Genomic DNA, 23,932 nt, shown 5'->3' on the forward strand with positions numbered 1-23,932 from the left:
GGAAGACCCGGACGGCAACTGACCCGTCAGGCCGGCCGAGCCCCGGCACTCAACCAGCGGCACAGAAATCGTTGCCCTCTGGACAGTGTCCGGCCGGTCCCTTGTCAGCCTCACGGACGCGGATGGCGCCCAGGGACTCCAGCCGTGCCAACAGGTCGTCCAGCCCGCCGGGCCCACTGTGGACGTCAAGGTGCAGGCGGTTCTCGGCGGTTTTGCCCTCGGGCACGTCCTGGAACAGCAGCCGTCGGCCGTGGCCAGTGCCGCTGGGCGCGTCGAACGGGTCCTCAGGATGCCGGATGGCCGCGTAGCCGCGGAAGATCCGGCGGCCGCGGTGCTCGGCCACTGCGTCCTCGCCGATGTGCCCGGCGGCCAGCAGGCGCTCGATGAGCGCGCTGGGATCTTCCACCTCGTATGCCAAGGCGGCGGCCCGGAAGTCCGCGAGTGCCGACGCGTCCTGGGTGCCGAAGACCAGCTTCCGGTGCAATGCCATGGCCCACATATACCGGCCGGGCCTCCTTCACCACGGACAAGTCCCGCATGCCCAGGGCGTTCCCGCCCTGCCCCATGATCGCTACCGGCAACGATCGTGACCGCCCCGAGATGCCGACCAGAGCCACTCTCAACGAGCGCCCCAGTCGCGAAACCGCCAAGTTCTACATCACCTACGCCCTCGCCCACATCGTCGGCGCCGTCCTGGTCCTGGCCAGCGTCGACCTGATCAGCCTCAGCGTGGACGTCGAGGTGATGAACGCGCTGCTGCTGCCCATCGTGCTCGGCTTCCTGCTCGCCCTGGAGGCCAAGGCGCTCCCGGAGGCGTGGCGAATGCACGGCTTCCGTAAATATCTGACCTGGGCACTGTGCCTGGTCGTCATCGGCTTCGGCCTGTACATGATCCCCTCGACCCTCGGCTGGACCTGACCGAGCACGCTGCGATTACCAGGCCTGGCCACCCCCGGCGGTCGCCGACAGCCCTGACGGGCCGGGGTGATGCCACCCCGGGAAGACGTGGGCTTCAGCAGCCCCCGCCAACGCACACCCCAGCGTTCGTATCAGTAGCCTCACTTTCCGTGTCACGGGAAAGGCTCTCCGGGCGCTTCCGCGGTTCCGGTCGCCCTCGGCGCCATCGAGCATCAGGGTCTCCATCAGCACCCCTCGGGCCCGGCACCGCCCCAGGTCAGCGCACCGACAGCTGATCGGCCCCCGGAACCGGGCATGCATGCCAGCCTCGGTGGTGGCGGACGGGCGTGTTGTCCAGAACGTTGCTTCTCGCCCGGCGAGCGCCGGCTATACGGTGCCGCCGAGGCACGGACCTCGAACCGCCGCACCCTTCACTTCCCACCAAGTGACGGTATCCGTCACGGGCAAGGAGGCATCGTGGCACACAGCAGAAGATCCACCGCTATCGCCCTGTCTGCGGCCGCACTGCTCAGCGCCGGCCTGCTGGCCTCGGCCCCCGCCGCATCGGCGGCACCCAACACGCCCTCCCGCAACTGGGACCAGTTCGAAAACGCCAGCACATACCGCCTGCTCGACGCCCTGGGCAACGGCACTCTCAAGGCCGAGGAGGGCAACCACTCCGGAGGGCAGGACTTCTACCTGCGGCCCGGCAGGGACGGCTACCAGATCGAGAGCAAGTTCTACCTGGGCCGGTGCGTCACCGCCTACGACTTCGGCCATGAGGTGAAGCTGGAGAACTGCCGGGCGGAGAACGACGCGCAGTACTGGGACTTCCACCGCCGCGACGACGGCTCCCCCTTCATCAGCCTGAAGTACCCCAGGGCCTGCATTACCGACGAAGGCGAGCACAACGCCGTTGTCCTCCGCCCGTGCAACGACGCGCTCGACCAACGCTGGTATCCCGTCGAGGAGTAACGCCCTGGCTTCTCCCGCCGTTTCGCGTGAACGCCCGCGGTGAAGCATCAGGCGCCTTTGGCGTCATGGCCGTCGGCGCTTCAGGCGGAAGGGGCCGGCGCCGGATCGCTGCAGCGGCTCATCATCGGCTGTCTGCCCGGGCGTTGCCCGGGTAAGGCGCCGCCTGTCGGCCGTCTCACCCGTCCCGCCGTCCCGAGAACACGACGGCTGCGGGCGTCGCTGAGCACTGCGCAAGTCCCCGTCGAGGCCGTGTCCGGCAGTGCCGGACATGGCCTCGGTCAACGCCTCCTTCTCCACCCCTCAGTTCTCCGGCTGACGCGCCTGCCCCGAAGCGTGGGGGCCGAGATCACTTGCGCTGGTCGTTACGCGTCATGTCTCCCCCGGCGGTGCTGCGTACCGGCCGGCGCCCCGTGCCGGTCACGTCTCTCGACGGAGATGCGGTGCGGGGCGGCAAGTTCAGCGACCCTTGGTGCCACCAAAGGGCACAGCTGCGCGTTGGGTGACGACGCACCGGAGCAAGTCGTTATGCGGGGTATGGATACCGGTGAGCTGGCTCGTGCGGGTTCTCGTCTGCAGCATGCCTGTCAGGTGCTGGAAACCGTCCGTGAGCAGTTGACGGCCTGCTGGGACGGCAGGCGCGGCAGCGCAGCATGCGGGAACGTGATCGCTGCTCTCGGCGAATTGCAGGAGATAGCCGGGTGTGCCCGGGACCATGCACTGGTCGCGTATGCGCTGGCGGTCATTCCTGTCGGCCACAGGGTCGTTGCGGTCTCTCGTGTGCGGGAGGCATACCGGGCGGTTGCCTCCACGGCGGAGGGAGCCGAGGACGCGCTCGACGCTCTACGGCAGGCAGGAGCCGACACCCGGGCGTTGGGTGATGCGTGCCTGGCTCTCAGCGAGGCTGCCACGCTCATCGCACGCAGCGCCGGATCGCTGGTGTCGGGAAGCGACGGCTGCGCCCCGGTGAGGCCGGCATCCCGGCTGGCGGCGTGCGCGCAGGCCGCAGGAGACGCAGGGGTCCCCGCCGTTACGTCTTCGGTACGCATCTGTCTGTGGGACAACAGGTGTGGTGGCGTGGGTGCACCTCCATGTTCCTGCACGGCGACCTGATGGCCACTTCCGCGGAAGACGGGAGTGGTTGACACACCATCAGGCCTTTCGGTGCATCGTGCTTGACGAGCGCACGGCGTGCCCGGTTCAGCAACGAGGCACGATTGGGGGGAGCTTCGTGTCGTCCTCCCCAGGGGATCACCAGCGGTGGCGGCGGCACAATGTCGTAGTGCCCGGGATCTGCGCAGGAGTCCTCGACCGGCAGTGGCGGCCCGTCATAAGCTGGCCATGCTCGCACAGTCTGGCTCCTGCCGGTGCGAGGAATGCCCCTCCCCGAAGCCCGGTCCCCGGTCCGGCCGCTGGAACCGGCCGGCAGCACCGGCTGCCAGGACAGGGTCCGGCCTCACCGTCACAGGTGACGCCGGACCCTCGCTCCGTGTCCTGCGCTTACTGCCTTTCACTCACGCGGCGTTCTCTCGCGGGTGGGTCGGCATACGGGGCATGGGCAGGGCCGCGTGGCGACGCTCGGGGGGAACCGTTGTTCGCCGCCACGCGGCCGATCACGGGGCGTGGGAGATCATGGTGCTACGACGTGGTGTCAGAGACACAGGCCCAGCGGCCCATGGCACCCTGGCTCGTGGTGCTCGTGGCCGCAGTCGTCCCCGCGGCCGTGGTGGTCGTCCTCTCCCCGGCCGCAGCCGTGGTCGCAGTCGTGCCCCTGGCCGTGGTCGTCCCCCCGCCCGTGATCGTCGTCTCCCCGGCCGCAGCCGTGGTCGCAGTCCTGTCCTTGGCCGTGATCGTCCCACCGCCCGTGATCGTCTCCCCGGCCGTGGTCGCAGTCGTGGTCACCGCACTGGTGGCTGGTGACGGCGTTGCTGGAACTGCTGCTCATAGGGGCAGGCTCCGCGGCGGATGCCGATCCCGCTCCTGCCAGGAAGAGGGCTGCCGCGAACGGGAGCGCAGCCATGAGCCTCAGGACGCGGGCCTTGCGAATGCTTGCCATACGGGTCCCTTCAGTGACGGCCGGACCAGTGCGAATGACGGCCCAGGCCGACCCGGTGTTCTCGTCGGCCCAAGTTCACACCCACCGCATCGGGTGAACCTATGCCACCGGGGCGGCGTTCACGCGTGAGGGTGTAAGGGATATTTTAAAATCGCACATCAAGGCATGTGATGCGTATTGCCCGCCCAATACCGCGCGCAATGAGCCCCAGAATGCGCCGGTGCCGCTCCGCCCAGAAGCGCGCCTGCACCCCGTGAAGCCTGGAGAGCCCGCAGTCGGGCTCTCGGCTGGGGCGCGACTGCCCCCTTCGCACCCTTCTGCAGCACCCGACTTTCCGTAACATTGGGAGAATTTTAGTATTCCCTGGCTGCGTCCGGCTGAAATACCGGTCTCCGCACGGACGGACGAGGAGGCGCTGTTCATGCAAATATGCAGGCTCCAGTCCTCTCCCCCTGTAGCAGGGCGACCTGAGTATTGGCTCGTTTCAAGCCATTGCCGATTCCCTCCCGGCTGGCTTCTCTGCTCACGGCTGAACGGAATGTCGTGGGTTTCGACTTTTCGTTTCCGGTTCGACACACCTGTTGCTTTCGGTGTGGGCAGGGCGCGGGCTCCGCACAGGTCATGGGGGCATGGTCCTGCGGCCGACAGCTTGGACCGTCTGTCCGCTGCTCGCCGCCGTGGCCTGCGGCACCCACCAGCGGATGCCGTGTCAGTGCCGCAGCCCGGCATCTCCACGGCGCCTTTGCCAGTGGTGCCTCGCATCGTCTGGATCCAGCACTGGCAGCTGATGCTGTCCGTAGGGTTCTCGCACCGTGTCCTGCTCACTGCGGGCTGCGGACCTTGGGGGATACAAGGGGAAAACGGCCACCGCGACCGACGTTGCTGTGCTCCGCAACACGGCGCGGCGGCCGTACCTCGCGCCCCATGCCCAGACAGCGACGGCGGGCCACCTACTCGACGGCCGGCAACGCTGCGCACCGTCCGCGCAACCTGACTGCTCCAGTACACGTGTCCGCGCGTCGAGTTGGCGTCATCCTCTGTCAGGTGCTGCTGTGGCTGCCTTTAAGGAAGCTGTCACCAGGGGCAGAGTGACCCGGTAGTAATTTGCGGGGTGTTGGTCGAGGGGTGTGACCGTGCGTCGGGTGATGGGCGGTGTCGTGGCGGTTTCCTGCGAAGGGTGCCGGGCGGGGTCAGGCTGCCTGGCGGTGGGCGGTGAACTGGTCCAGCAGTCCCTGCGGGGCGTCGGCGCGGAAGCAGGTCTGGAGGTTGGCGGCGGACATCGCGGCGGCGGCCTGGCTGCGGGGGAAGAGCGCCTGTTCGTAAGTGGTGAGGGCGGCTTCGGTGTCGCCGGGGTGGGCGGCGAGGGCCCGGCCGAGTTCGGCGCCGTCGAGCATGGCGAGGTTGGCGCCTTCCCCGGCGAACGGGGACATCACATGGGCGGCGTCGCCGAGCAGGGTGACGCCGGGGACGCGGTCCCAGCGGTGGCCGGCCGGCAAGGCGTGGATCGCTCGCGGTACCAGGGGGCCGTCGGCGTCGGTGACCAGCGCCCGCAGGCTCGGGTCCCAGTCTGCGAAGTGCGCCAGTACGGCCGCCTTGGCCGCGGCGGTGTCGGTGAAGTCGATGGCGTCGGTCCACTCTTGGGGGACGGTCAGTGCGGTGTAGAGGTGCAGGCTGCCGTCGGTCTCGCGGTGGGCGAGGAAGCCTTTGCCGTCGCCGAGCGCGAAGAGCATCCCGCCGCCGACCACAACCGCGCTGGCGGGGTGGCGGGCGTCGGCGTCCAGCAGGTCCGACTCGACGAAGGACACGCCGGTGTAGGCGGGGGTGGCGTCGGTGAGCAGCGGGCGGATCCGGGACCAGGCGCCGTCCGCGCCGACCAGCAGTTCGGTGGTGAAAGTGCTGCCGTCGGCGAGCATCACGTCGTGGCGTGCGCCGCCGAGCGGGCGCGCGCCGGTCACCTTCGCGTCCCAGTGGACGGTGCCCGGCGGCAGTGAGCCGAGCAGCAGGTCGCGCAGGTGGCCGCGGTCGGCCTCGGGACGGCCGCCGCTGCTGTCGTCCTCCTCGGCGAGGTGGACGGTGGCGTGCCGGTCGAGGATCCGCATCGCCTCGCCGCCGGGGTGGACCAGAGCGCGGAACTCCTTGTGCAGGCCGGCGGCGTGCAGGGCGGCCTGGCCGGAGTCCTGGTGGATGTCGAGCATGCCGCCCTGGGTGCGGGCGGCCGGTGAGGCGTCGAGGTCGAACACGGTGGCCTCGATGCCGTTCACGTGCAGGACGCGGGCCAGGGTGAGGCCGCCGAGGCCGGCCCCCACGATCGCAATCGGGTGATGGGCGGTCATAGGGGAGCTCCTTGTGGTGTGGTGGGGACGCCCCTCGGTCAGGCCAGCGGCTCGTCCGTGGGTGTGGGCGTGTGCGTGATGCCGGTGAGCAGCATCTGGAAGGTCCAGGAGAGCCGTTGCTGCGGAGTTCCGGTGAGCAGCCGGGGGCCGAGCGCGGCGATCTGAGGATGGGTGTCGGGGGAGGCGTCGCGCAGCGCGCGGGTGAGGGCGTCCCAGCCGGCCTCCGCGTCGGCCGACTGGGCCCGGGTGGCCTGTTCGGCGGCGGTCGCGGTGGCGTGCTGCAGCAGGACGTCCACGCCCCAGGCCGCCTGCGCGGCCGGGACGCCCCCCTCGGTCAGCAGCGCCAGCAGCGTCTCGACCAGGTGCAGGTAGTGCTCGCCGCTCGGGCGGGCCACCAGGGCGGCGCGGGCCAGGGCGGGGTGCTCGACGAGCATCACGGTGTATGCGGTGAGCAGCGCCTCCAGCCGCTCGCGCCAGGTGCCCCCGGCGGGTGCCGGTCCGACCGTGCCGAGCAGCCGGTCCAGGACGGCCGCGTGCAGTTCGTCAGTGCTGGCGACGTAGACGTACAGCGAGGCCGGGCCAGTGTCCAGCTCCAGCGCCAGGCGCCGCATGGTGACCTTCTGCAGGCCCTCGGCCCGCATGATCTCCACGGCGGCCGTGACGATGCCCTCCCGGGTCAGCGCAGGCTTGGCGGGACGCTCCCGGCGGCTTCTCGGTGTGGCGGGATGACCTGTCATGCCCGCCAGCCTAACGAACATGTTCGTTGCGAACAAGGTCGTGACAAACATGTTCGTTATCGCCAGACTGGACGCCGGGCCCGTCGGCCGGCTTCTGGCCGGCGACACCCTGGGGCATGTATCGAAAATGCGTGCGACGATGGACGTGCCGTAGTACTCCTGGGGTGACACAGAGGCAGGTTCGTTCTCTCTCGTTTGGAGTCATCGATGGCCGTTCGCCGTGTCGTGCCCAACATCCGGTCGGAGGCTGCGCAGGAGAGCCGGAAGTTTTATGGCCTGCTGGGCTTCGAGGAGGTCATGAACCACGGCTGGATCATGACGCTTGCATCCCCGTCCAGCCCAGCAGCGCAGATCAGCGTCATGGCCAGTGACAAGACCGCGCCTGTCGCCCCCGACATGAGCGTCGAGGTGGACGACGTGGATTCGGCTTATGCGGTCATGCGGGAGAGCGGTGCGGAGATCATTCACCCGTTGCAGGACGAGGAGTGGGGCGTGCGGCGGTTCTTCGTTCGCGACCCCGGCGGACGGGTGGTCAACGTGCTGAGCCACCGCTGACGGCCCTTCCCGCGCCGCTGGTGAAAGTGCTGGTCACAGCCACTCATTGATGGCCGCGACCAAGACGGTTGCTTCGTAGCGGACGGCGAGTTTCTCGTAGCGTGTGGCCACTGCCCGGTGCCTCTTGAGGCGGTTAATGCCACACTTCACCGCGTGGCGTTCCCGGTAGTCGGTCTTGTCGAACTTCGGCGGACGGCCGCCGCGAGCGCCGAGCTTCTTGCGGTTGCGGACGTGATCGGCCTTGTCCGGGATGCTACAGCGGATCCCGCGTCTGCGCAGGTAGGCACGGTTCTTGCGGGAGGCGTACGCCTTGTCGGCCCGTACGCGATCGGGCCTGACAAGTCACTGTCCGACGGCTACCGGCCGGGGTTGATCGGAGTGCTGCTGTCGGAATGATGCCAGTCGAACTGCTGGTAGATGCTGGTACCCCCGACCGTCCGGCGGTCATGAGGTGGTACGAGCCGCGCTGCCCCGGCATGCCGGTGGCGTTCAGGCACGCGTTGGCGTCGTTGCACACGCTGCGGATGATGTCGAACTTCCAACGCTGCTTCGGGCCCCCGGCGTTGCACGAGGCGGCTACGGTGTCCGGGCCGTCGGAGGGCCCGTTGGCCACATGGCCCCACAGGCGCCGGCCGTCGGTGCTGTGGATGAGACCGTCGTGATCGATGAACCAGACCTGGTTCCAGCTGCCGTCACACGGCTTGAGGGCGACCGGTCTACCGCCGTTGCGCGCACCGAAGCTCAGGGTCATCTGTTCTGAATTCGACAGACAGCGCGACCTCCCCTCTTCCTTGTTGTCTGAATTGCCGTACCAACGAACGGACTTCATTGCGAACGGGTGTACCACGGAACATTGATACCAAACCTCTTTCCGGTTCGACCTTCCGGATCGTTCACCGCCCCTGCCGGACTCTGCCCCCCGTCCAGGCCAACGATCCGCTTCCCGTCATGTACGGATTGAGATTCCGACCCCGGGGAAGGAGGTTGGCGAATCGGCCACTGCAGGGATCCGGGGCCAGCCGGGGCACGGCGGCATGACAGGCCGGCCAACCGCCAGGACGCCGCCTCCCCCGCCACGGGCACACCTCGGCCCGGGACGGAGATGGGGTGCCAGTTGGTCGATACGCCTCCGCGCCCGCGACGAACCCATCCGAACGCTTTTCGAAAAGAAGTGGAAAACCAGGCGCATCAAAGCGCAGTCGACGGTTACGTCAAACCTGCCCAAAGTGCCGTTGACAGTGGCACGCGATAATTCTTAACTTCGTTGATACAACGTCGCCTTCGTTCGAAGAGCAGTGGCTTCGCCCGCAAAGCAGTGACATACCGGATGCCCGGGTTCGGCACCCGGGGTGTGCCGCGTTACGCCAATTACCGAAAAGAGGTGTCGATCAGGGATCCGGATGCGCCCATCGGCGACTGGAGGGGTTCGTGAAAGCGATGGTGCAGGGCGCGCGAGGGATCCGGTGAAACCATGTTCCGTTCAGGGAGGTTCGGCGTGCACATGCAGGAGAGGACCCGGCTCTCCGTCGGCATGAAGGTGCCTGCCAGGGACTGCCCAACCCACTTCGAAACCATGCGACTTCATATGCCATGAGGTGCCATTGGTACTGGTGTGCCATCTGGCTGCGATCGTGGACGGCGGACCACGGTCCACAACCGTTGCTCAGCCGCTATTGCACCCTGTACCCGCCCTGCGCCTACGCGACGGCGCCTCATGGGACGACTGGCGTCGCGGCCGGCAAACCGGTTCCACCCGGAGCCCTTGCGCCGCGGCGGTGTCTTCTTCATCCGAGCAAGATGCCGGTGCCACGCAGCGGCACCGTCCTCAAGGAGTTTCATGTGGCACAAGAACCTGCTGACGTCCCGTCCGTCGGCCCGATAGGTTCCTCCGTCCCGCGGGGTGCCTTTACCGGTCCGGCAACAACCAGCACTGAGAAGGCATTCGCCGAGGTGCTCGCGGACGTCATGAAGGCCGAATCGGTGCCAGCTGACGGCCACTTCTTCGATGATCTGGGGGCCGACTCCATGGTCATGGCCCGCTTCTGTGCCCGCGTCAGAAAGCGGGGGGACCTGCCGTCGGTGTCGATGAAGGACGTCTACCGATACAGCACCGTCCGGGACCTCGCAACGGCTCTCTCCGGCACCGGTACCGCACCCATCTCGGCGTTGGCTCCGGCACCGGCCGAGCCTGTCCCGCCGGGCAGCACACCCCGCTACGTCCTGTGCGGCACGCTGCAGTTCCTGGCCTTCCTCGCGTACTCCTACGTCGTCGCGGTCACCACCACGCGGGGTTACGGGTGGGTCGCGGACGCCTCTAGGCCGACAGACGTCTACGAGCGGGCCGTGGTCTTCGGCAGCGCCTGCTTCGTCGGCCTGTGCGCCCTGCCGATCGCGGCCAAGTGGCTTCTCATCGGCCGTTGGAAGCCCGGTGAGTTTCCCGTCTGGGGCCTCGCCTACCTGCGCTTCTGGATCGTCAAGTCGCTGGTGCGCGCCAACCCGGCGGTCTTCTTCGTGGGCAGCCCGCTGTACGTGCTCTACCTGCGCGCCCTCGGTGCGCACATCGGCAAGCACGTCACGATCCTCTCCCGCACTGTCCCGGTCTGCACCGATCTCCTCACGGTCGGTGCCGGCACAGTGATCCGCAAGGACTCGTTCTTCCTCTGCTATCGCGCCCAGGGGGGCCGGATCCAGACCGGGCCGGTCACCCTCGGCCGGGACGTGTTCATCGGTGAGCGGACTGTTCTCGACGTCCACACATCGATGGGCGACGGGGCGCAGCTGGGCCACACGTCCAGCCTCCAACGCGGCGAGGCGGTGCCGAGCGGTCAGCAGTGGCACGGAGCGCCCGCTCGGCGCACGGGGCTGAACTACCTGCGGGTTGCTCCGCAAAGGTGCGGCACCCTGCGACGGGCCGGGTTCGCGCTCTTCTCTCTGGCGAGGACGATCCTGGTGGTCATACCCCTGATGATCGTGATGGCCGACGGGCTCCTGAACGGCCTCCCGAGGCTTCTGGGCCAGTCGGCCGCGAGCGCGGAGTCGGTCACCTCGTCGGCATTCTTCGTGGACGCGTTCCTGCTGTCCGTCGCTCTGTTCGCGGGCTTCATCATCGTGGGCCTCGCCGTCCTGTTCACCGTGCCACGCCTGCTACACCTGGTGATCAAGCCGGGCAAGGCCTATCCGCTGTACGGGGTCCGCTACTCGCTGCACCGGAGCGTCGCGCGCATGACCAGCCTCAAGTTCTTCGTCTGGCTCTTCGGTGACAGCTCCTACATCGTCCACTACCTGAAATGTCTCGGGTACGACCTCTCCCGGGTTGTACAGACCGGTTCGAACTTCGGAAGCTCGGTGCAACAGGACTCTCCGTACCTGAGCACCGTGGGCAGCGGGACGATGGTCGCCGACGGGCTGTCGATCCTGAACACCGACTTCTCCAGCACGTCGTTCAGCATGTCCCGGGTGTCGATCGGGGAGCGCAACTTCCTGGGGAACCACATCGCTTACCCGGCAGGAGGCCGGACCGGTGACAACGTCCTCCTCGCGACGAAGGTGATGGTCCCGCTGGACGGGCCAGTGCGCGAGGGGGTGGGCCTGCTCGGTTCGCCCTGCTTCGAGATTCCCCGGACCGTGGAACGGGACACCCGCTTCGACCACTTCCGCAGCCCGGACGAACTGCGCGTCCGGCTGGCCGCGAAGAACCGCTACAACCTGCGCACGATCGCCACCATGTTGTCCCTGCGCTGGATGGACTTCTTCGTGCTCACCACGTTCGCCCTCGCCACCATCAACAGGTACGACGCCGTCGGTCAACTGCTGGACGCCGTACTGCTGTTGGCCTCCCTCGGTGTCACCACCGTGCACTTCGCACTGGTGGAGCGGTGCATCACTCGCTTCCGCCCGCTGGAGCCGCGGACGTGCTCCATCTACGACCCGTACTTCTGGCGGCACGAGCGGCTGTGGAAGGTGCCCGAGACGCACTTCAACGCGTTCAACGGCACCCCGTTCAAAAGCGTGCTCTGGCGGCTGCTGGGGGTCCGGCTCGGCAAGAGGGTCTTCGACGACGGCTGCATCATCACGGAACGGACCCTGACCAGGATCGGCGACGACTGCATGCTCAACGCCGGAAGCAAGATCCAATGCCATTCGCAGGAGGACGGCACGTTCAAGTCCGACCGCATTGCGATCGGTGCCGGCTGCACCGTGGGGGTTGGTGCCCTCGTTCACTACGGCGTGACGGTGGGAGACGGCTCGGTACTCGCTGCCGACTCCTTCCTCATGAAGGGCGAGGAAGTCCCCCCGCACACACGGTGGGAGGGAAACCCCGCCACAGAGCTGCGAGGCGACCGTCACGACCAGGTCGGCGGCGGCACGGCGCGTGCCCCCGCGCAGCTCCTCGTCGGCGAAGAGCCGCAGCGGTGCAGCCTCGTACCACCTGACCGGCCAAAGCCGCACTCGGCCTGACCGGCACGGTGGCAACAGCAAGAACTGGAGGGACGATGCACAAGCCATCCGACAGCGACCGGGAGTTCTGGCGCAGCGTGCTCCGCACCGGCGGGTTCACCATGATCCCGCGGTGGACCACCGCCCCGGTGCGGGGCACGGCCGAGCACCACGAGGCCGTGCCCGAGGACCTTGTATCGGTACTGCTCCAGTTGGAGGGCGCGTCGCAGCTCGGCTCGGTGCTGCTGGCTGCGCACGCCAAGGTGCTGGCCACGCTGACCGGCGAACCGGAGGTCACCACCGGCTATGTCACCGCACAGGGCACCCGGGTGCTGCCCTGCCGGCTGACGGCAGAGCCCGCCTCGTGGCGGTCGCTGGTGCAGGAGGCCCGCCTGGCCGAGTCGCGGCTGCTGGCCTACCAGCAGTGCCCTCTCGACGGCCTCATGCGTGAACTGGGCTTGTCGGAGCCATTGTTCGAGACAGTCTTCAGCCTGGACGGCGCCGGCGACAGGCTCCGTGAGGACACCGTGCTGTGGGTGGGATTCCCCCGCCACGACGGCCGCATGGTGCTGCGGTTGTGGTACCGGACCGATGTGCTCGACGCGGCCGGCGCAGCCAGAATCGCCGGCTACCACCTCACCGCACTCCGCCTGATCGCCGCGGATGCGGACTCCGGACACCGCCGGCAGAGCCTGCTGTCCCCCGACGAGCTGCGGACCCAGCTCGAAGGACTTGCCGGTCCGTGCCGGGAGCTCCCGGACCTCCGGCCGCATGAACTGTTCGAGGAGCGGGTACGCGCCCATCCCGACGCCGTGGCCCTCGTGCACGGTGAACGGCAGTGGAGCTACCGGGAGCTGAACCTGCGCGCCAACCGGCTGGCGCGGGCACTGCTGGCACGGGGACTCGAACACGAGGGCGTCGTCGCCGTGGTCACCGAGCGCGATCTGGACTGGGCGGCGGCCGTCCTTGCGATCCTCAAGGCAGGCGGTGTGTACCTGCCCGTCGAACCCCGCTTCCCGGCCGACCGCATCGCAACCATGCTCTCCCGCGCCGGCTGCCGTCTCGCGGTGACCGGACCGGACAGCACCGAAACCCTTGACCAAGCCCTGGAGACCGTTCCCGGAGTCCACACCCTCTGCATGGCGGCAGTCGACGCGGAGGGGCACGAGGGAAACGATCTGGGTCTTGTGGTCACGCCGGACCAGCTGGCGTACATCTACTTCACCTCTGGCTCCACGGGCGAGCCCAAGGGCGCCATGTGCGAGCACGCCGGCATGCTCAACCATCTCCAAGCCAAGATCGAGGACCTGGGCATCGGCGAGGGGCAGGTGGTCGCCCAGACCGCGCCCCAGTGCTTCGACATCTCGCTGTGGCAGCTCCTCTCCGCGCTCCTGACCGGTGGCCGGACCCTGCTGGTCGAGCAGGAAGTGATCCTGGACGTACCGCGATTCGTCGACAAGATCGCCGGGAGCCGGGTGTCGGTGCTCCAGCTCGTACCGTCCTATCTCGAAGCCGTCCTGTCCCACCTGGAGCTCCGCCCCAGACAGCTGCCCGCGCTGCAGGTGGTGTCGGTCACCGGCGAGGCGCTGAAGAAGGAACTCGTCCAACGCTGGTTCACCGCCGTGCCCGGCATCAGGCTGGTCAACGCCTACGGGCTGACCGAGACCTCGGACGACACCAACCACGAGATCATGGACCGGCCCCCGGCCGGAGACCGGGTTCCCCTCGGCCCGTGCATCAACAACGTGCACGTCTATGTGCTCGACGAGCACCTGCAACCGGTACCGCTGGGCGCCCCCGGCGAGATCGCCTTCTCCGGAGTCTGCGTGGGCCGCGGCTACATCAACGACGCCGAACGCACCCGGCAGGCCTTCCTCGCCGATCCCCACCGGCCGGGCAACCGGCTCTACCGCAGCGGTGACTTCGGCCGCTGGCTGCCCGAGGGCGCACTGGAGTTCCTCGGCCGCCGCGACTCCCAAGTCAAGGTCCGCGGCTTCAGGATCGAGATCGGTGACATCGAGAACGCCCTGCTGCGCGTGCCCGGTGTCCGCGACGGTGCCGTAGTCGTCGCCGAACGAGCCGACCGGGGCACGTACCTGGTGGCGTTCCACTCCGGCGCGCGGTCGCTGGATGCCGGCGTCCTGCGCGAGCGCCTGGGTGCCGTGCTTCCCCCGTACATGGTTCCCTCGGCCTTTTACTGGCGGGCACGACTGCCGCTGACCGCCAACAGCAAGACCGACCGCAAGGCGCTCACAGCACTCGCTGCCCAACTGGACGTCGACGGCGAACCCTACGACGCACCCTGCACACCGATCGAGCAGTGGCTGGCAGGATCCTGGGCGAACGTACTGGGCATCCCCGAGGACCGGATCAGCCGGCAGGACCACTTCTTCGAACGCGGCGGCACCTCTCTGTCGGCGGTCAAGCTGGCGATCGCGCTGGACCGTGCGGTGACTCTCGCGGACATCACGCGCCACCCGGTCCTCGCCGACCTGGCCAAGGTGGTCGACAGCGGGCCCGAGCAGCGCGGCGGACTGCTGCACCGGCTGTCGGTCCCCGACGGTGAACACTCCGGTGACCTCGTGTGCTTCCCCTGCGCCGGCGGGCACGCGGTGAGCTTCCAGCCCCTGGCCGCGTCCTTGCGGCAGAGCGGTTACGCGGTCCATGCCGTCGAACTCCCCGGCCATGACTCGTCGGCCGACGGTGAACCGTTCGAGCTGCTGCGCCAGGTGGTCGACCGGGCCGTTGCCGAGATCCTGCGCCTCGGCAGCCACCGCCTTCTGCTGTGGGGGCACTCCTCCGGCACCGCCTTCGCAGTGGAGACGGCCCGGCGTCTCGAAGTGCAAGGTGTACACGTCGAACGGGTTTTCCTCGCCGCGCAGTTGCTCGGTGACGTCACCAACCGCCGGACTGCCGTCACACGGCTCTCCCGGCTGAGTGATGCCGAGATCGCAAGGGAACTGGTGACCGACGACGACGGCTACGCCGAACTGGAGCAGCTGGATGCACAACCGGCCGAGCGCACCGGCGCCGCCTACCGGCACGACTGCGTGAGCGCACACCGCTACTTCGCCGACGCCCTGGTCACGCCTCCTGCGGTGAGGCTGTCCGCTCCGCTCACCGTGGTCGTCGCCGAGGACGACCCGCACACACGGGACTTCCAGCACAGGTACGCCGACTGGCGACTGTTGGCCGACGACGTCGGCCTGTGCCGGCTCACCCAGGGGGGCCATCACTTCCCGCAGTCCCGTCCCTTGGCCACTGCCCAGGTCGTGCAGCGTGCGACGGAACGGCCGGCCTCTCCCTGAACCGGCGCGAGGCACCGCACAACCGCCAAGGACCACCTCATCACCACGGCGGAAAGGACCTTCCTATGTCATCGTCGTCTCCAGGGGCCTCCCCCGGCGTGGAGTCACCTCTCGCCCGGCCTCCCGTGATGCGGGCCGAAGTCCCCGGTACCCCGCGGGCATGGGCGGCCGAGCACCGGGACGCGGTACGGGCCGCCGTTGCCGAACACGGCAGCCTGCTCGTTCGCGGACTGGGCCTGCGCGATGCGGCCGGGACCGGTGCCGTCGTCCGGCAGCTGGCCACAGGCCTGATGAGGGAGAAAGAGGCCTTCGCACCCCGGCGGCTCTACGCCGAGGGCATCCACTCCTCGACGAAGTGGCCGCAGAACCAACCGATGTGCATGCACCATGAGATGAGCTACCGGCTGGAGTTTCCCGGCCTCCTGTTCTTCGCCTGCCTCACCGCGCCTGCCGCGGGCGGGGCGACCGCCGTGGCCGACGCCCCTGCCGTGCTGGACGCACTCCCCGCCGACCTGGTGAAGCGGTTCGAGCAGGAGGGCTGGATCCTCACCCGTACCTACAACGACGAGATCGGCGCGTCGTACGCAGAGACGTTCGGCACCGAGGACCGGTGCGCCGTCGAGGAGTACTGCCGTGCCCACGCGATCGCGTTCGAGTGGCAGCACGACGGTGGCCTGCGCACCCGGCAGCGCCGCAGCGCCGTGGTGCACCATCCGGTCACCGGACGGCGCTGCTGGTTCAACCAGGTCGCGTTCCTCAACGAGTGGACGATGGACCCGGAGGTGCACGAGTACCTCGTGGACCTCTACGGGGCCGACGCCCTGCCGTTCAACACCACCTTCGGCAATGGCGACCCGATCGACGCAGACGTGGTGCAGTTGCTGAACTCCGTCTACGAGGCGCACACCGTACGTGAACCGTGGCAGGACGGCGACCTGCTGCTCGTCGACAACATCCGTACCGCACACAGCAGGGAGCCCTACGCAGGGGCGCGCGAGGTGCTCGTCGCTCTGGCCGAGCCCGTACGCCTGGCCGACTGCTCTCCGACCATCGAGGTGACCACCGTATGACGTCCACGTCCCACCCGCTCACCGTGCCCCCTTTCGCGGTGATCCCCGGGTCACAGGTCCAACGCGCCCTGCACGGGCGCGAGAAGCAGATCACGGAGCTGATCGAGGCCACCTACCACCTGCACGGTGCGGGTGACACGGTCAACCCGCCGTCCTACTTCCTGCGCTTCCCCGACCGCCCCTCGTCCCGGATCATCGCGCTGCCCGCCTCGATCGGGGGCCCGGCGCGCGTGGACGGGCTGAAGTGGATCTCCAGCTTCCCGCAGAACGTGACGTCCGGCGTGCCGAGGGCCTCGGCCGTGCTGATCCTCAACGACCACGCCACCGGCTACCCGTTCGCCTGCCTGGAGAGCTCCATCATCAGCGCCACCAGGACAGCCGCCTCGGCAGCACTGGCAGCCGACTGGCTCAGCCGCGGCCGGCCCCGCCCGGTGCGCGTCGGCTTCTTCGGCACGGGCCTGATCGCCCGATACATCCACGCCTTTCTCGCCGGCACGGGCTGGTCGTTCGACCGGATCGGCGTGCACGACACCTCCCCCGACAGCGCGGCTGCCTTCCGCACCTGCCTGGAGCAGTCGGGAACCACCTCGGGCATCACCGTCCACGACGATCCCGAACAACTCGTCCGGCACAGCGACCTGATCGTCTTCGCCACCGTCGCCGGCCGACCGCACGTCACCAACCTGTCGTGGTTCGCCCACAACCCCCTGGTGCTGCACGTCTCCCTGCGCGACCTCGCACCGCAGATCCTGCTCGCCTCGACCAACATCCTCGACGACATCGAGCACTGCCTCAAGGCCGACACCTCCCCGCACCTGACCGAACAGCTCTCGGGCAACCGGGACTTCGTGCACGCCACCCTGGACGAGGTGATGTGCAACAGATCCGAGGTACCCACGGGACGGCCGGTGATCTTCTCGCCCTTCGGTCTCGGGGTGCTGGACCTGGCCGTCGGCAAGTACGTCTACGACACGGTTGCCGACGCCGGGGAGCTCCACATCATCGACGAGTTCTTCCACGAACTGCGCAGGTACGGGTGAACGGGCGGGACACCGCCGCGGAAGGAGGGGAAACCGCGCGGATCATCACCGTCCCCACGGAGTTCAACGAGGAACAGCTCTACGTGGACCTGTGTCCCATAGTGGGGCACTCGGTCTTCCTCAAGTGCGAGGGCTTCAATTTCGCCGGCTCCATCAAACTCAAGGCCGCGGCTGCGATGGTGGAGGCCGCCGAGCGCAACGGCACACTGGGCCCGACGTCGATCCTGGTCGAATCCTCGTCCGGAAACCTGGGCGTGGCACTGAGCCTGATCGCCGCGAGCAAGGGCTACCGCTTCCTGTGCGTGACCGACTCCCGCTGCAATCCGTCGGCCAGGCGGCTGATGGAAGCACTGGGCAGCCAGGTGCACACCGTCACGGAACCATCGGCCAGCGGCGGATTCCTCGGCGCCCGCCTGGACTACCTCCGCGCGCTGTGCGCCTCCGACGACCGCTACGTCTGGCTCAACCAGTACAGCAACCCCGCCGGCTGGAAGGCCCACTACCGCACCACGGCCCCCGCCATCGACCGCGACTTCCCGCGCATGGACGTGCTCTTCGTGGGCACGGGCACCACCGGCACCCTCATGGGATGCGCACGCTACTTCCGCGATCTGCACCGGCCCGTCCGAGTCGTCGCAGTGGACAGCGTCGGCTCCGTCACCTTCGGCGGACCACCCGGACGCCGCATGATCCCCGGCCTGGGCACCAGTGTCCGGCCACCCATCCTCGACGAGTCCTGCGTGGACGAAGTGATCCACGTCGAGGAGGAGGACACCATCCGCACCTGCCACCGCCTGGCCCGGCACGGTTTCCTCTTCGGCGGCTCCACAGGCACCGTCGTCAGCGGCGCCCTGGAATGGCTCAGCAGACACGGCACCGAAGACCTCACCGCGGTCGCCATCGCCCCCGACTTCGGCGAGAGGTACCTCGACACCGTCTACCGGGCCGCCTGGGTACGGGACTTCTACGGCGAGCACACACTCGACAACGGACAGCTCGCCGCCGACCTGCGGTGACCGCGGCGGTCCGGGCAGCCAGGCAGCCCGGTCGCATGTCCTGCCGGAGAGAGCCCGCAGCCGGAGCGTTCGAGTCACGGCTGCGGGCCGCCCCAGGGTGATCCGTCAGCGGACCGGCTTCACCAGGCGACCGGGAGGCTCAGCGGTGACCTGCGCCCCGGCGCAGGGTGTTGCCTGTCAAGGAGCCGTGTTGGTCACGGCTCGCCGGGGTCTTTTCGTTGCGCAGTCGGCTGGGGGCGGCCGGTGAGGTGTTGTCGGTGTGCAGGTGCCAGTGCACCTCGTGCACTCCAGGCTCACGGGCCAGTTGGACGACCAGGCGTTCCAGTGCGGCGGCGGCGGGGCCGTCCGGGACAAACGTGACCTGCATGAGCACCTTGGCGTTGCCGTCCGGTGCGATGGCGTGCAAGCAGTCCAGCCTTGTGCCGGTTCCCGCGAACTCACACAGGCGCAGGGAGCGCACTTTACTTACCGTATGGGAGTCGCACACGGCCTGCAGCGTGCAATGCACCGGCGCAGGACGTGCAAGGGGCTTGGGGCGCCGGAGGTGCGGACGGGGCAGAAGGCTCATGGGGGTTATCTCCTTTCCCGGTCGGATAATTGGGCGTCGACGGCTTCTGGTTGACGGAGAGTGATGTGCTAGCTGGCTGGGCCGACGAGAAAACCGGGCTGTCCTGTGTGAGGTTCGCCGGTTCTACGGCCCTGGGTGATCAGCCCGATGCGGGGCTCACAGCGTGGGCTGATGGGTGGATCCCGCCGGAATTCCTCAGCTGCCAGCAGGGTTGTGGCAGCCGTGTGCAGTGTCGAATGCGTGATGGTCATTCTGCAGCTGCGGACTTGTCGGCCATGGCACGTGCCGGCCGGGACTGCCGTGATCTCCACGGCCTGGGGCACCAGCGGCGAGGAGTTGAATTGTGCGCTTTTTGCGTAAGGGTCTGGCTCAATCTTTTTCTTTCTTGGTCCCCCCGGTCGGGTGGGCTATTCCTGCCGTGCTCGCGAGGTGGTGGAGATCGTCGAGGGTGGCAAGGCGGATGCTGGCGGGGTGGATGATGTGTCCTGCCGTGTCGAGGAGTTGGAGGGTTTCGCGGATACGCCGGTTGACAGTTTCCGGAGCGACGGAGAAGAGCCGGGCGATGACGGTCTGCGGGAGCCCGAGCCGGTAGTGGAGCAGGGCGGCCAGGAGCCGGTCGGCGAGGGTGAGGACGGGGCGGCGGCCGGCGCGGCCGTCGCCCTTGATCCGGGGACGGTGGCCGCGCCGCTTGTCCAGGTGCATCTCCCGCTGGTCCTGGTGGAGAGCGGTGAGTGCAGTGATCAGCGTGTCCCATTCCTCGGCTGTCATGCCGGTCAGGGCCGGGTGGCAGAGCCAGGCGATGCTGGGGGTGATCGGATCAGCGCACACGCCGGGCCCTATCAGGGCCAGGAGCACGGCGCGTCGAGGAATCGAGGCCAGGCGTCTGCTTTCGGAATTCTTCCGGCTGTCGCACCCGTCCCAGCTGCGGCTTCCCAAGTCCCCGTCTCATCACGCCCGAGGGCATGACCGCTGCGCGGGCACCTGGGATCCGCGCGACCGCCCGGTTCCCGCCGTAGCCGATGGATCTTGCCTCGGCCCCGAGCAGCAAGCGCCGCTGCTGCTGATCCGGATGCGGGGGTATCGCTAAGAACTTGGCTGTCAGCACAGCCTGCTGTGCCTGTGACACGTGCATACCACAACCTCAAAAATGCGTAGCGGTCCGGCAGGACCGGGCACGGGTGATGCCGCCGGAGGACGGTGCTGGTCCGCGAGGGCCGGGCATGGGCGGTGCCAGGCCGCGAGCCGAAAGGCTGGGAGCTATGGGTTGTTGCGCTACGGGCCCTTGCTCCGGGCCACTTACGCAGTCGGCAGGCACATGATGGTTGCGGGACCGTCGGGCTCACACAATCGAACAAACCCTTCGCACGGTTGCGCGAGATGCCGCTTCGCGCCGTGTGATGTAAATGACGCGCTCTATGAGTGCGGCATCAACTGCCGGGACAGATGTTGCCGGTGTACGCTGCGCGCCCTCGCAGCCGACAACGCGCGGTAACTCGTAGCGGGAGGGCAGTCCCCGTCCAGGGTCTGTTCGCTGAGCACGGCTTGCCTTCCGGCCGATTCACCCCATAACACCGTGATGACGGGCCGCCACGGGGGCACACAGGGGTTTGACGAGGCATCTTGCCGCAAGGCGTGAGCGCCCGGCGTCTGCGCGTCTGCGTCACGGCAGCAAACGCAAGCCGACCCGACCCCATTACTGGTAAGCAGTCTCGGCAACCCGGTTATCCCTGTGCTCAGGAGAGGCTACGATCCCATCCGCTGGTGGTGCAGCATCCTCAGCCCCGGAGCCTTCAAGGCCCGGGACAATGCTGCCGTTGCGCCTGTATCTCACGGCCCATCCCCCCGGACAACGCAGTGGTACGGGCCACGCCGACGGGTGGGCCGGGAATTCTGATCACCCCGGCCCACACCACTCCGCACGATGGGCAGGGCCGTTGTCGGCTCCTGTCTGCCATGACGCAGCCACTTTGTTCACCAAGGTCTCGGAACAGGCAGTTCGTTCCATGCGCGTTCGACGTCCAGACGGCTGCCGCCGTGTCCGTCACCTATGTCTGACGGCTGACGCCCTGGCGTCTTACTGGCGGGATCGGTGGATTGATGGGTACGCAAGGGGTGGTTCTCCATCGAGAGCGGGCCCGGGAACGTCTCCCGGCCAAGAGGCACCAGGCATCCGCCAAGGACCCTTCGACACCTGGGCTATTGTGCTCGCGACTTGGAACGACGGTGATTGACGGGGGATTTCGCGCGTGGGCGCCATATTGTTCAATCTGACGACGGCGGCACTGATGGTGCTGATGTTCAAAGCGGGTCTGGCTCTGGTCGGTGAGGACACTGTGCGCCTCCGGCCGGTGCCCTGGGCGGCAGCCGGGCTCACCATGGTCGCGGTCGGCGCGGTGGTGCTGCAGATGTGCTGGTCCGGGGCGATGGATGCGCTCGACAGCGATCCGCGCAAGAGCGGCTGGTGGCGTGTGGTGACGTCGGTGTTCATGCAGAACGGCGGGTTCTTCGGGGCGGTCTGGAACATCGCCACTCTGGCGGCGACCGCCGCGCTGGCGCAGTGGTTCTGGCGCGGCCCGCTGATGCTGGCGCTGTTCGCCGGGGGCATTCTGCTGCCCCAGCGGATCGACGAGCTGTTCGGCGAGAGCGCCCGCAGTACCGACCCGCGCAACTTCGCCGGCAGCTCCGGTGCAACGTACTTCCTGGCCGCCACCCTCGCAGCGGGCCTTCTGCTGACCAGCACCGACACCAAGCGCCGGCTACTGGCAGCCGGCGCGCCCGCGGCCGGGCTGGCGATGTGGCTGGCCCAGGAGAACGGGCACGGGCTGGTGACCGTCTACGGATTCCTCCTGGGCGCCGCCGTGCTGCTCCTCACCCGTCGGTCGCCGTATCGGCCGGTGCCCGCTATGGCCGTACCGGCGGACGAGACCTGCCGCACCCCGGCGCCGCGCTAGGAGGACCGGGATGCCTCGTCGAGGATGTACTCGATGAGGGGCAGGAGTTCGGTGACGAGGCCGCGTGCGGTGTCCATGTCGAGGAGCGGCAGGTTGATGACCAGCCTGTCACCGGCGAGGCAGCTGGTGCCGCGCGAGGTGGCCAGCGCCATCACGCTGTGGGCCCGCCCGTAGGCCCTCACCGCCTCGGCGATGCCCGGCACAGGCCGGCAGTCCTCCAGGAGCGTCATGCCCTCCGGCACGATGTCGCCCGGCCGTGCCCCCACGCGGCCGAGCGTGATGATCAGGTCGAAGCCCAGGACGTCCAGGTTCTTCACCTGCACCCGGGTGTCGGCCTGTTCGATGTAGCAGCCGGCGGTGAACCCGGCCTTCTCCAGGATTTCGGCGACCGGCAGACTGAACGCTTCCTCGTAGCCGTCCTCGATCCGGTCATGATCGATGACGAAGATCGCTGCGCGACGCCGGGGTCTCGTGGGCATGCGGGCAACCGTAGATCCGGAGCATGAGCTTCGGGAGAGGGCGTGCTCCCGGGCAGGGCGCACCACCCCGGGGCCCGGGGGCAGAACGATGTCCCGTCGGGCTCTGGCTCCGGTGGTGAGCGCGACACCGGGCGAGGATTCGGCCGGTAGCTGCTCAGCGGGGCAGGCAGCCGTTGGGAGGCATCCTTCGTGTCCATGCCGCACCAAAAGGCGTTGAGCATATCGTCAGTTCGCCCAACGGAAGGCCGACAAAGGCCCGTTGCGGCGGAGGCCCTGCCCAAGGAGGTTCAGTGCCCGTACGAGCAAGATGGCTGATAGGTGTGGCACTCGCGCTGTGCGCGGATGCGCTCGGTGTCGGCTGGGGTCCATTGACGCCGGCATCCGCCGGGCAGGATGCAGGCGTCAGCGTTGTGCAAGCGGTTCGTGAGGAAACCCGGCTGTCCTCCGGCCTGTTGGATTCCCTGCCCCCGCCGGGCCCCGCGCGGATGCGCGAGGAGGAGACGTACTGGACAGCCCAGCGCATGGCCAACGCGGCCCCTCTCGGCCTGGCGGGCATTCTTCGCCTGGCCAAGGCCCCGTCGCCCGCTGCCTGGCAACCTGCCCGCACTCATGCGGCTCCCCGCATGGCCCAGCACTTCGAGGGGTTACCCATGGTGGGAACCTTCTTCTTCGACGGCAGTCCACTCGGCCGCGGGGCCACGTACTGCACGGGCAGCGTGGTGCACAGCAGCGGTCACGGTCTCGTCCTGACGGCCGGGCACTGCGCCATCGGCCTCACGCGCGCCAAGCACGCGATCTTCGTGCCCGACTACCGTTTCGGCTCCTCCTCCGCCGCGCAGCCCTACGGGATCTACCCGGTGACCCGCATCTTCGTGGATCCGCGGTACCGGACCAACACCAAACAAGCAGCATCGGACCTGGACCTGGCCTTCGTCCAGGTCGCCGCGAACGGCAAGCACAGGACGGCCGAAGCCGCCGTCGGGGCTCTGACGTTCACCCGGACCCCGGGCTACGACAACCGCGTCACGGTGATCGGATATCCCGGCTCCTCCACGGTCAACCGGGGCCACAAGGCGGTGCACTGCGACGTCACCACCAGCCGGCTGCCGGGCTTCCGGCAGATGCAGATGACGTGCGGAGGCTTCTACGGAGGCGTCTCCGGAGGCCCGTGGATCACCGGCTACAACCCCGCCACACGGACCGGAAAGGTCATCGGGAACGTGGGCGGCTACAACGGCGGCGGGAACGACGCCAACGACGACAGCATCAGCTACTCGCCCCTCTACGGCAAGGACGCGCAGGACCTGTACGACGACGCCACCGCAGGCCGCACCGTCCGCCGCCCGCACCCCTACAACGCCGGCGCCGGCAACGCCCGCACAGCATGACGAATCCGCCCGCGCCGAACCAGCGGCACGGGCGGATTCCCTCACGGTAAGACGGTACCGAACCGCCCCCGTCCTGCGTATCAATGCCACCTTGACCCAAGTCACCTGCAGGCACAGCACCTTGC

18 protein-coding genes and 2 pseudogenes are annotated in these 23,932 nt (G+C 68.2%); 11 read left to right on the top strand and 9 right to left on the bottom strand.

Translation table 11 applies throughout. The features are described from left to right. Nucleotides 1-49 precede the first annotated feature (49 nt). The gene (locus ACLHRZ_RS18945; protein WP_490419647.1) at nucleotides 50-490 is read right to left on the bottom strand and encodes a VOC family protein; all 441 of its coding nucleotides are present in this window, start codon (nucleotides 488-490) and stop codon (nucleotides 50-52) included. 110 nt (nucleotides 491-600) lie between these two features. On the opposite strand from ACLHRZ_RS18945, the gene ACLHRZ_RS18950 reads away from it, so the two are divergent. Both ACLHRZ_RS18950 and ACLHRZ_RS18955 read left to right on the top strand, forming a co-directional pair. Beyond that, nucleotides 601-918, top strand: coding sequence for a divalent metal cation transporter (locus ACLHRZ_RS18950; RefSeq protein ID WP_490419648.1), 318 nt, complete (start codon nucleotides 601-603; stop codon nucleotides 916-918). A gap of 456 nt (nucleotides 919-1,374) precedes the next feature. After that, nucleotides 1,375-1,872, top strand: coding sequence for a ricin-type beta-trefoil lectin domain protein (locus ACLHRZ_RS18955; RefSeq protein WP_490419649.1), 498 nt, complete (start codon nucleotides 1,375-1,377; stop codon nucleotides 1,870-1,872). A 1,648-nt stretch (nucleotides 1,873-3,520) separates the two neighbouring features. Here the strand turns inward: ACLHRZ_RS18955 and ACLHRZ_RS18960 are convergent. The 3 genes from ACLHRZ_RS18960 to ACLHRZ_RS18970 form a co-directional block, all read right to left on the bottom strand. Further along, on the bottom strand, nucleotides 3,521-3,814 hold the full coding sequence (locus tag ACLHRZ_RS18960; RefSeq protein WP_490419650.1) for a hypothetical protein: 294 nt from the start codon (nucleotides 3,812-3,814) through the stop codon (nucleotides 3,521-3,523). Nucleotides 3,815-5,115: 1,301 nt separating this feature from the next. After that, complete coding sequence (locus ACLHRZ_RS18965; protein ID WP_490419651.1) at nucleotides 5,116-6,258, bottom strand: FAD-dependent oxidoreductase; 1,143 nt, start codon at nucleotides 6,256-6,258, stop codon at nucleotides 5,116-5,118. Nucleotides 6,259-6,296: 38 nt separating this feature from the next. Next, entirely contained in the window at nucleotides 6,297-6,995 is a 699-nt protein-coding gene (locus ACLHRZ_RS18970; RefSeq protein ID WP_490419652.1) for a TetR/AcrR family transcriptional regulator, read from the bottom strand. A 19-nt stretch (nucleotides 6,996-7,014) separates the two neighbouring features. On the opposite strand from ACLHRZ_RS18970, the gene ACLHRZ_RS18975 reads away from it, so the two are divergent. Both ACLHRZ_RS18975 and ACLHRZ_RS18980 read left to right on the top strand, forming a co-directional pair. Next, nucleotides 7,015-7,149 carry a hypothetical protein gene (locus ACLHRZ_RS18975; protein ID WP_490419653.1) on the top strand — a complete coding sequence of 45 codons (135 nt, stop codon included), beginning with the start codon at nucleotides 7,015-7,017 and terminating at the stop codon, nucleotides 7,147-7,149. Nucleotides 7,150-7,202: 53 nt separating this feature from the next. Further along, nucleotides 7,203-7,550 carry a VOC family protein gene (locus ACLHRZ_RS18980; RefSeq protein ID WP_490419654.1) on the top strand — a complete coding sequence of 116 codons (348 nt, stop codon included), beginning with the start codon at nucleotides 7,203-7,205 and terminating at the stop codon, nucleotides 7,548-7,550. 33 nt (nucleotides 7,551-7,583) lie between these two features. Here ACLHRZ_RS18980 and ACLHRZ_RS18985 read toward each other — a convergent pair. Together ACLHRZ_RS18985 and ACLHRZ_RS18990 are read right to left on the bottom strand one after the other, a co-directional pair. Next, nucleotides 7,584-7,889: pseudogene (locus ACLHRZ_RS18985) on the bottom strand (transposase); the annotation flags it as partial. After that, nucleotides 7,804-8,379, bottom strand: a complete 576-nt coding sequence (locus ACLHRZ_RS18990; protein ID WP_490419655.1) for a ricin-type beta-trefoil lectin domain protein — start codon at nucleotides 8,377-8,379, stop codon at nucleotides 7,804-7,806. The gene ACLHRZ_RS18990 and the pseudogene ACLHRZ_RS18985, both read right to left, overlap by 86 nt. Before the next feature lie 1,010 nt (nucleotides 8,380-9,389). Between ACLHRZ_RS18990 and ACLHRZ_RS18995 the strand changes: the two genes are divergently transcribed. The 5 genes from ACLHRZ_RS18995 (at nucleotide 9,390) to sbnA (ending at nucleotide 18,421) form a co-directional block, all read left to right on the top strand. Next, entirely contained in the window at nucleotides 9,390-12,008 is a 2,619-nt protein-coding gene (locus tag ACLHRZ_RS18995; protein WP_490419656.1) for a Pls/PosA family non-ribosomal peptide synthetase, read from the top strand. Between the two features lie 35 nt (nucleotides 12,009-12,043). Then, on the top strand, nucleotides 12,044-15,295 hold the full coding sequence (locus tag ACLHRZ_RS19000) for a non-ribosomal peptide synthetase (protein WP_490419657.1): 3,252 nt from the start codon (nucleotides 12,044-12,046) through the stop codon (nucleotides 15,293-15,295). Nucleotides 15,296-15,360: 65 nt separating this feature from the next. Then, nucleotides 15,361-16,365, top strand: coding sequence for a TauD/TfdA family dioxygenase (locus tag ACLHRZ_RS19005; protein WP_490419658.1), 1,005 nt, complete (start codon nucleotides 15,361-15,363; stop codon nucleotides 16,363-16,365). Further along, on the top strand, nucleotides 16,362-17,405 hold the full coding sequence (gene sbnB / locus ACLHRZ_RS19010; protein ID WP_490419659.1) for a 2,3-diaminopropionate biosynthesis protein SbnB: 1,044 nt from the start codon (nucleotides 16,362-16,364) through the stop codon (nucleotides 17,403-17,405). Before ACLHRZ_RS19005 ends, sbnB begins: the two co-directional genes overlap by 4 nt. After that, nucleotides 17,402-18,421 (top strand): 2,3-diaminopropionate biosynthesis protein SbnA, encoded by a 1,020-nt coding sequence (gene sbnA, locus ACLHRZ_RS19015; RefSeq protein WP_490419660.1) that lies wholly within the window; start codon nucleotides 17,402-17,404, stop codon nucleotides 18,419-18,421. Before sbnB ends, sbnA begins: the two co-directional genes overlap by 4 nt. A 139-nt stretch (nucleotides 18,422-18,560) precedes the next feature. Here sbnA and ACLHRZ_RS19020 read toward each other — a convergent pair whose 3' ends face one another. Together ACLHRZ_RS19020 and ACLHRZ_RS19025 are read right to left on the bottom strand one after the other, a co-directional pair. Further along, nucleotides 18,561-18,989: a hypothetical protein gene (locus ACLHRZ_RS19020; RefSeq protein ID WP_490419661.1), complete on the bottom strand. Its 429-nt coding sequence runs from the start codon at nucleotides 18,987-18,989 to the stop codon at nucleotides 18,561-18,563. A 369-nt stretch (nucleotides 18,990-19,358) separates the two neighbouring features. After that, nucleotides 19,359-20,121: pseudogene (locus ACLHRZ_RS19025) on the bottom strand (transposase family protein). A gap of 1,114 nt (nucleotides 20,122-21,235) precedes the next feature. Between ACLHRZ_RS19025 and ACLHRZ_RS19030 the strand changes: the two are divergent. Continuing rightward, on the top strand, nucleotides 21,236-21,940 hold the full coding sequence (locus tag ACLHRZ_RS19030; protein WP_490419662.1) for a hypothetical protein: 705 nt from the start codon (nucleotides 21,236-21,238) through the stop codon (nucleotides 21,938-21,940). Here the strand turns inward: ACLHRZ_RS19030 and ACLHRZ_RS19035 are convergent. Continuing rightward, nucleotides 21,937-22,419 (bottom strand): hypothetical protein, encoded by a 483-nt coding sequence (locus ACLHRZ_RS19035; protein WP_490419663.1) that lies wholly within the window; start codon nucleotides 22,417-22,419, stop codon nucleotides 21,937-21,939. The genes ACLHRZ_RS19030 and ACLHRZ_RS19035 overlap by 4 nt on opposite strands. 290 nt (nucleotides 22,420-22,709) lie before the next feature. Between ACLHRZ_RS19035 and ACLHRZ_RS19040 the strand changes: the two genes are divergently transcribed. Beyond that, the gene (locus tag ACLHRZ_RS19040; protein WP_490419664.1) at nucleotides 22,710-23,807 is read left to right on the top strand and encodes a trypsin-like serine peptidase; all 1,098 of its coding nucleotides are present in this window, start codon (nucleotides 22,710-22,712) and stop codon (nucleotides 23,805-23,807) included. Nucleotides 23,808-23,932 lie beyond the last annotated feature (125 nt).

Source organism: Streptomyces sp. AM25 (genome assembly GCF_058146165.1).